This window comes from Acidaminococcales bacterium, from assembly GCA_031290885.1.
Classification (GTDB): domain Bacteria; phylum Bacillota; class Negativicutes; order Acidaminococcales; family JAISLQ01; genus JAISLQ01.
This window is the reverse complement of sequence record JAISLQ010000038.1, coordinates 22,577-30,464: the sequence shown is the minus strand read 5'-3', so window position 1 is coordinate 30,464 and position 7,888 is coordinate 22,577. Positions and strand designations below refer to the sequence as shown.

Sequence of the window (7,888 nt, the reverse complement as noted above, 5' to 3'; positions counted from 1 at the left end):
TGATTGCTGTTTTCTGTGTTAATGCGCAGTTGGTTTATAACTTCATACTCGTTTTTGCACCAGTCCTTGATGTTGACAAGCGTGTATTGAAGTGGCGTATCGTCATCACGTTTGAAGGTATTTATTTCCCGCAAAGTTTTAGCCGCAGTGAATACTTCCGATGTGATAATTGTATCTCTGAGGCGCGCAAATTCAGAATCGTTTAACTTTACACGATTCAATCTTTCAAAATGCTCTCTAAAATTAGCTTCAAGCAAGGCACGATCTCTAATGTCCTCGCGGTAAGTATACTTTAAATCTTGAAGCTTTTGTATAAATGCCATCTCTATTTGATTTTCGGATTTCATTCCCAAAACTCCTCTTGATTTCGTTCTCTATGCGCAGCCGTTAACTAAACGCCGCGCTAAATGTTTGATCTATCACTTCGTTTCGGGCATAAGCGCCGATGCGCCGCCGCGCTTTTAATAAGCGGTCTCCCGTCCCTGCCGCCGAGTTAAGCTAACCGGTCAATATATTTTATCAATGTTTTGGCGTCCGAGTTTCGTTTTGTTTTTAAAATTGCGCAGATACAAACTCACTTTCGCGTAAGCGCGAAAAAGTGCCCGGCAGTTTTCGTGGCACCACCATAAAAGTTTGTATTTCATGCGCAAGCCGGACAAGCCGGCCACTTTTTCGTTCTCGCGCAGATATTCGAGGCAGTCTTGCTTTTTAGCTTCTTTATAGCCGTCCAGCCCCATTCCTTGCAACGAAACTATTGTTTTCATGGCATGATGCAGTACGTTAAGGCGGGAGAATCGCTCAACTTCCTGCGGACAGGATAGCGCCCCTCCCGCCGCGAGCGATTCCCTTGCCCGCCAAGCGACAAAAAGGCCGTATCTTGCCCGGGCAATTTTACCTTCATCTTCCGTAAGCGCAGTTATGGAGCCGGTGTTTTGCAGATTGTAGCAATAGTGCGACTTGTCGGAAAAAACAACCCGGTCTGTCCTGAAAACAATCTGATCGTTAAAAAGCATGTCCTCCACCCCGTAGATATCGGGGAAACGCATGTTTTTAGCTATATTGGCCGCATACAGCCTGTTCCAAACACAATGCGGCAGCCTGTCCAGCAAGGTCAGCCGCCTGACGTCCTCAATGGCGAGTTTGTTCAGAAATTCCGCTGAATTATTTTTAAGACACACCCTTTTGCTTGCGGATTTGGTTGTTTCATAAAAATCGGACACAACCACGGCGGCGCCATGTTTTAGGGCCAACCGCAACAAATCGGCGTACATGTCTTTCAAGATATAATCGTCCGGATCCACAAAAGCGACATAGTCGCCCTGCGCCACCGCCAGGCCGGCGTTGCGCGCCCCGCTGAGGCCCCGGTTGGCCTGGTGAATGACCTTAACTCGCGCGTCCTTTTGGGCATACTCGTCGCAAATGCGACCGCAGTCGTCCGGCGAGCCGTCGTCAACCAAAATGATCTCCAAATTCTGGTAACTTTGGCCGACAACCGAATCGATGCACTTACGAATGTATTGCTGCACTTTGTAAACAGGAACGATCACGGAAATAAGTGCTTGCATTGCCATCCTCATTTCCGCTCCGCCGGCAACGCGGCGGAGCGGCCGGGAAATTGCGGCGGACAAATTTTAAGTTTGTTTTTTAATTTGTGCAGACCTACGCTCAATTTTGTGTAAACGCGGCAAAACGTCCGGCAATTTTTATAGCACCACCACAACATCCTATGCTTTAAGTCTGCGTCGGCAAGGCCGGTTTCCTGCTCTTTGGCGTAAAGATACTCAAGGCAAAATCCCTTTTCTTCTTCCCACCCGTCCAACCCCTGGAAAGCAAGCAAAGCGCGAATAGAACAAGATACAGCCTGCGCGCGCATTAGAGGGCTGTTTTGAGGAAAATGCGCCCGGGCGAGCGCTTCCCTTTCCCGCCAGGCGACAAACCAACTGTATTTTCTCCTGGCGAATTTATTTTCGTCCGCCATGAAAAGCGAAGTTATAGATTCGCGTTCCGTACGATTGCAACAATAATACGCTTTGTCGGTGAAAACGACCTTGTTTATCTTAAAAATTATGCGCGCGCTGAAAATCAAGTCTTCAAAATAAACACCGGGATAAAAGCCAACGTCTTTCGCCGCATAGGCTTTGTACAGCTTGACGCAGACCGAAGGCGGCAACTTGTCCAGCAAGGTGAGCCGCCGGACGTCCTCAATGCTGAGTTTATTGAGCCGTTTTGCCGAATAGTTGTTCAAACGCGCCTTTTTGCCGCCTGCCTCGGTAATTTCATAAAAATCGGACACAACCATGTCGGCGCCATGTTTTAGGGCCAACCGCAACAAATCGGCGTACATGTCTTTCAATATATAATCGTCCGAGTCCACAAAAGCGACATATTTGCCCCGCGCCACCGCCAGGCCGGCGTTGCGCGCCCCGCTGAGGCCCCGGTTGGCCTGGTGGATGACCTTTACCCGCGCGTCCTTTAGGGCGTAATCGTCGCAAATGCGCCCGCAGCCGTCCGGCGAACCATCGTCAACCAAAATGATCTCCAAATCTTTATGGCTTTGGTTGATAACCGAATCGACGCACTTGTGAATGTACTGTTCCACATTGTAAACGGGGATGATTATGGAAATGAGTTCTTGCATTACTCACCTGATTCCGGCAACGCCGCTTCAATGCCAGCGTTTCCTGACTTTCGCGGATGGAGAATGTTCTCACATTAACTTTAAACGCGTTTCAACATGGCTTGCTGGCGCGACTTGACTTGATAGACTATGCGCTTTTTCAATTTCAAAATCAAAACTTCATAGTTTTTATATGCAGCCATACCCGGCGCAATGTAGCTTTTATCCCATCCTGATAATCATTTTTTATCTTCGGGGCGGACACCAAGTATCGCTTTAATACGTTCTCGTCTTTAAAAGCCACAATCATTAAATTAGGGGTCATTATGAAATCTTTCATTCCAAGTTCACGCCTTATTAAACGAACCCAAGGTAATTTTAAATTTTGCAATCCTGCCGATTCCTTATATTGGGGACGGACAGCAAAAAAATGCAATCCAGCATTATGCAACAAAAATGAGATGGTTTCGGATGTATATGAAAGCGTATGCGTAAAATCAATATATCTAAAATAAGACGCGATAGGGAACAATGCGTTCGGAACACGAAGAACAACAAAGCCGTCTTGACTTAAATGTTCTCGCATACCCTCAAGTAAATGTACCTGCTGTCCTTTTCCAATATGCTCCAATACGTCGAAGGCATAGATGGCATCGTATTTTTCGTCATTTTCCTTAAAAAACTCTGTTGCATCGGACAGGCAAACATTCAATCCGGCTTTCTCCGCGACTTTTATTTGTGAAGGATCTATATCAATGCCATACATGTTTTCATAACCTAAGTCGCGCAGCATCAGCATGGTACGGCCCATGCCACTGCCTATTTCCAGTATTTTGGCTGTTTTTCGCGCCGGATAAATGTTATGCGCGTCAAATTCCTTACGCGCGCCTTCTATATCTCTCGCTTGTGATTCAGGGGTATCGAAATGCCAATTGCCATAATGATAGGAATAATCAAAATCGTCGTTTTTCATTGCCGCCTCCGTTTTATAAATGCACTACTAAGCCAGACCTTGTTTAAAAAGTCATGTCTGTTGCCGCAAGCATACATTTTGGCCGCACCAGAAATATCAGAGGCTTAAATAGCCGTCAGGCGTTGATTCTCCCTACTGCAAATATGTAACGATAAAATTCGCCAGGCGTCAGAGAAACAGTAAAATATCGCCGTGCCAAACCGGGGAACAAATATATTTCTACCCGCTTTATTCCGCGCGTTTTGACTCTCAACGGTTCAAGCAGGCAAATCACCAGCGTTTCCGGCAGCGTGCGCCATGTATAGCGCTTTGCTTGCATAATCGCTTTAAAGGGATGACGCATTATATACGAAGCGGACAAATTAGCCCTAAACAAAAATATGGATTCTGAGTGCATAATGTTACTTGACATCTTTACGCCAGACATAATTTTTCTATCCACCGCTTTGGGATGATCAATAAAAATATCTATCCATCTGACCAATGTGTTTGCAGACAAGTAAACTTGCATATCGCCAAAAATATCCTTTATGTCTCGCGCGAACTGTAATGCGCCGTTTGCGATAGCTGGATAAATACTACGCTGAAATCTTTCATGCTCTGACGGGTGTGAATCATAAACAGGAGATCCATCCATCCGTATATTTACGATCGGATATTCTGGAGATGTTAGCAGAAACTCCATAAAATCCCACTTTTTGGTAATTCCATAATTGTTGCCATTTTTATCAATCAGATATCCGGCAAACTCTGAATAGTTTTGTTTTATCCAAGAACATTTCGCATCTCTTAAGCTGATAGCCCAATAAAAACCGTGAATCGGCATTTTGAGCGCATCATGGATCAGTCGTTGGGCAGAAGCATAATAAGAACTTGTATCGACAATTCCAATATAATTGCTGTCGCAGATATTTTTGCGCAAATAATTTTTATAATTTTCAAAATTGTCTTTGGCAAGATTTTCAAAAATTTCCTTATGTTTGGCAATAAAATCGCACGAATTAATTTTGTCGAAATCAGTTTCATTCACAATTGCCGTAATTTCCGGCGAATATTTTTTATAATAGCCAATTATGGCATCCGCTTGCATTTTCGATAAATTACAATTGTCAAAGGTAGAATTGCAGGACGAATAATCCAGTCGGCAAATTAAGTTCAGCAAGCGCGGCGCGTATATATAACTTGTCTGAATTTTACTGTCGAAGGCATCAAAAACCTTTTGCAAAGTATATCCGTCGCGCGCAACAAACAGCAAGCGGTCAATGCCTTTTTCTTTCGCTGTCTTGCAAAGCCAGCGCATGTACCCGTAAATCGCGGGGCCGGCATATTCATACCCCAGATTTGTCCAATAATCGCCGGGCTCCATCAGCCCCAACTGCTTTTTCTGCCACCGCCAGGCTAGCAGGGAAATCATTATCCCTCCTTCCCAATCGCTGCTGGCTGCTTTCAGGAACCTGCCCGCCCGCTTGTCCGCTTCCAAAAACTGCCTCATTACCTGTTTGTACAAAACTGCACGCAACCCATGTTTTTTTGCCTCTTTATAGTCAGACTGCTTGTTGTCGCCGATATGGAGTACATCGGATGCTTTTACGCTCAATTTGTTTAGAATATGGACATACAAATTGCCGGTTGCCTTTAGTTTGTTTACCGCAGAGGACAGAAACAATTCATCATAGCCGCCAAAGCCGCTTTTTTGCAATAACTCGTCAATAATACTTTCAGGCAGATACATATCGGAAACAACAACAATTTTTTTGCCGGAATCCTTCGCGTATTGCCACACCGCCGCCATTTCCGGATTCGTCTGCAGGACCCTGCGCTCCAATTCAATTTCTTTATCCCGCATTGGCCGAAATTCTTCGCCAATATTATCATAAATGCAGTCAAGAGGAATTTCTTCCAAATCAGGGTGGAATTTTCTGGCTATTTTTACGGCTTCAATCCTCGCCATAGCAAAATAAGGCATGTTTTCCAGTCTTTCCATATGGTAAAACAGGTCTTCGGGCGTAACATACGGCCGCAGGAGCAATGTGTCGAATATATCAAAAGATACGACTGCAGCCTTATCTATATCTTGCCGTATTTTTTCCAGCAATGGTATATAATCGGTCATTGTTTCCCCACTTTTTCGGCTTTCCTTGTTTTTATCGCTGGATTAACTCCGCACTTACCGGCCAATCCTCTTATAAAGCCGCGCCAATTGGCTGAATTTAGGATATATCCGGCACACAATCGGGAAATTGTCCAGGCACCACCACAAAAATTTCGCCTTTGCGCCTATTTCGGCCGAGCGGGCTCCCTTTTTTTGCGATAGATATGCCCGGCATTCCGCCCTTTGCCCGGCGGTCAATTTCTTTCCCAGCAGCAACGCCCCCAGAGCGGATTTAATGGTTCTGGACTGTATGTAAAGGCACTCTTCGGGAAAATTGCCGCCGGCCTTTTCCTCCCTCGCCCGCCAGGCCACAAAAGAGCCGTATTTCATTTTGCCCAGTTTCAACAAGTCCGGCGAGGAAAAGGTGATGGAATCTCTTTTCAGGCAATTGTAATGATAGTAAGCATCCGGGACAAAAGCTATTTTTTCCGCCAGAAAAAATAAATCCGGCATGATGGCCATGTCCTCAAAATAAAGGCCGGGAACAAACCTGACATTTATAAATAAAGACGCTTTGTACATCTTGTTCCACACATAACTTGGCGTTTTGTCCATTAAAATGGCGCGCCGGGCTGCTATAAGGCTATCAGGGCCCGACGGCGGGGGAAATTCGCATTTTTCCAAACCGCGCTCCGTTTCTTTATAAAAATTGGCGACAACGATGTCGGCGTTTTCTGCTTTAGCGGCGGCAAGCATATTCCGGCACATGTCGGCGTCGACATGGTCGTCCGAATCGACAAAAACCACGTAATCGCCGCGGGCGGCATCCAGCCCAAAATTGCGGGCGGCGCTCAACCCCCGGTTTTGTTGGTGGATTGCCCTGACTCTTTTGTCTTGGCGGGCGTATTCATCGCAAATGCGCCCGCAGTCGTCCGGCGAGCCGTCGTCAACCAAGATGATTTCCAAATTATCGTAACTTTGGTTGATGACCGAGTTGACGCATTTGTGAATATATTGCCGCACTTTGTAAACGGGGACGATTATGGAAACAAGTTCCTGCATGGCTGGCATAGCTCCTTAAAATTGCCAAACAAAACAGCGGCAATTATGGATTATGTTTGCGCTTGCGCCGATTGTGCGCTTTTCGGCAAGTGTCCGCGACAGATTTCGCGCATGTTCGCGATCACCGTTTCCGCCGAATATTTTTCCACGCTTTGGGCAATTGCGGCGGCGGCAGGCAGGGCGTCCGGGCGGTCGACGATCTTTTGCATGAGCCGCGCCAGCTTTTCGACGTCGCCTATCGGATAAAACTGGCCGTTCACCCCGTCTTGGACAATTTCCAGCGGCCCGGGCGCGCAGTCGGAACTAAGGCAAAAAACCCCCCTTTGCATGGCCTCGGTCAGCGTCAGGCCAAATGCCTCGAAATCCGAAGTCAGGACAAGGCAGCTCGCTTCTTTTACGGCCGCCCAGGGGTCGGCCTGCCAGCCCATCCAGTCTATTTTATCATATATCCCCAGATTTTTGGCAAGTTCCCTTATCTTGCCCGCGTCTTTGCCGTCGCCCACCGCTACGGCCCGCCAGTCGCCCCGCAAGAGGGACAGGGCGCGGACGAAGTCGTCCGTGCGTTTGGCGCGTCCCGCAACCATGCGCCCGAGATAGACAAACACCGCTTTCGCGCTCCTTGGCACCAAGCTGGCGCCGGCGGGTTCCAACGGGTTGTATATCGTGTGAATTTTGCCGGGGTCAATGTCATAACTTATAAAGTTTTTCGCCATCCCTTCGGAAACGCACAAATAAAAATCCGCCCCTTTTATTCTCCCCGCCCTTTCCCCAATCCTTTGCAGGAAGGGCATGTGAAGCCAGCAGGCGACTTTAAGTTCTTTTTGGAACCATTTTTTGTACCAGACGCAGTAGCGCGTGGCTTTGGAGTCGGCCGCGATGGCTATGTCCGGCCGCAAACGGCAAAGGACAAAAAAAAGTTGGGCGATCAAAAACGGATAGCCGAGCAGCCTGGCCTGAAACCAGAGTTTAATATGTTTAGTGCCGGCCAGCCACGTGGCGTCCCTGCCCGTTTTGCCGGAAAGGACCAGGGTGATTTCATCCGTAGGGCAGCCCCAGTTTTTCAGCACCCGGTTGATGATTGTTTCCATGCCGCCCTGCCCGGACATGCGCCTGGCCACGACGAAAGCGATCTTCATGCAAAAAT

The 7,888-nt window shown here is 47.2% G+C and carries 7 protein-coding genes; all 7 read right to left on the bottom strand.

Translation table 11 applies throughout. The annotated features are described in order from the left end of the window. A partial coding sequence (locus tag LBO03_04955) for a hypothetical protein (GenBank protein ID MDR3348938.1) occupies positions 1 to 347 on the bottom strand: 347 nt, incomplete at its 3' end. 159 nt (positions 348 to 506) lie between these two features. Then, entirely contained in the window at positions 507 to 1,565 is a 1,059-nt protein-coding gene (locus tag LBO03_04950) for a glycosyltransferase (GenBank protein MDR3348937.1), read from the bottom strand. An 8-nt stretch (positions 1,566 to 1,573) separates the two neighbouring features. Further along, on the bottom strand, positions 1,574 to 2,638 hold the full coding sequence (locus LBO03_04945) for a glycosyltransferase (protein ID MDR3348936.1): 1,065 nt from the start codon (positions 2,636 to 2,638) through the stop codon (positions 1,574 to 1,576). Positions 2,639 to 2,789: 151 nt separating this feature from the next. Continuing rightward, positions 2,790 to 3,590 carry a class I SAM-dependent methyltransferase gene (locus tag LBO03_04940; GenBank protein MDR3348935.1) on the bottom strand — a complete coding sequence of 267 codons (801 nt, stop codon included), beginning with the start codon at positions 3,588 to 3,590 and terminating at the stop codon, positions 2,790 to 2,792. 115 nt (positions 3,591 to 3,705) lie between these two features. Next, on the bottom strand, positions 3,706 to 5,703 hold the full coding sequence (locus tag LBO03_04935; GenBank protein MDR3348934.1) for an HAD-IA family hydrolase: 1,998 nt from the start codon (positions 5,701 to 5,703) through the stop codon (positions 3,706 to 3,708). A 54-nt stretch (positions 5,704 to 5,757) separates the two neighbouring features. After that, on the bottom strand, positions 5,758 to 6,744 hold the full coding sequence (locus tag LBO03_04930) for a glycosyltransferase (protein ID MDR3348933.1): 987 nt from the start codon (positions 6,742 to 6,744) through the stop codon (positions 5,758 to 5,760). A 50-nt stretch (positions 6,745 to 6,794) separates the two neighbouring features. Beyond that, positions 6,795 to 7,880, bottom strand: a complete 1,086-nt coding sequence (locus tag LBO03_04925; GenBank protein MDR3348932.1) for a glycosyltransferase — start codon at positions 7,878 to 7,880, stop codon at positions 6,795 to 6,797. Between the last annotated feature and the right edge of the window lie 8 nt (positions 7,881 to 7,888).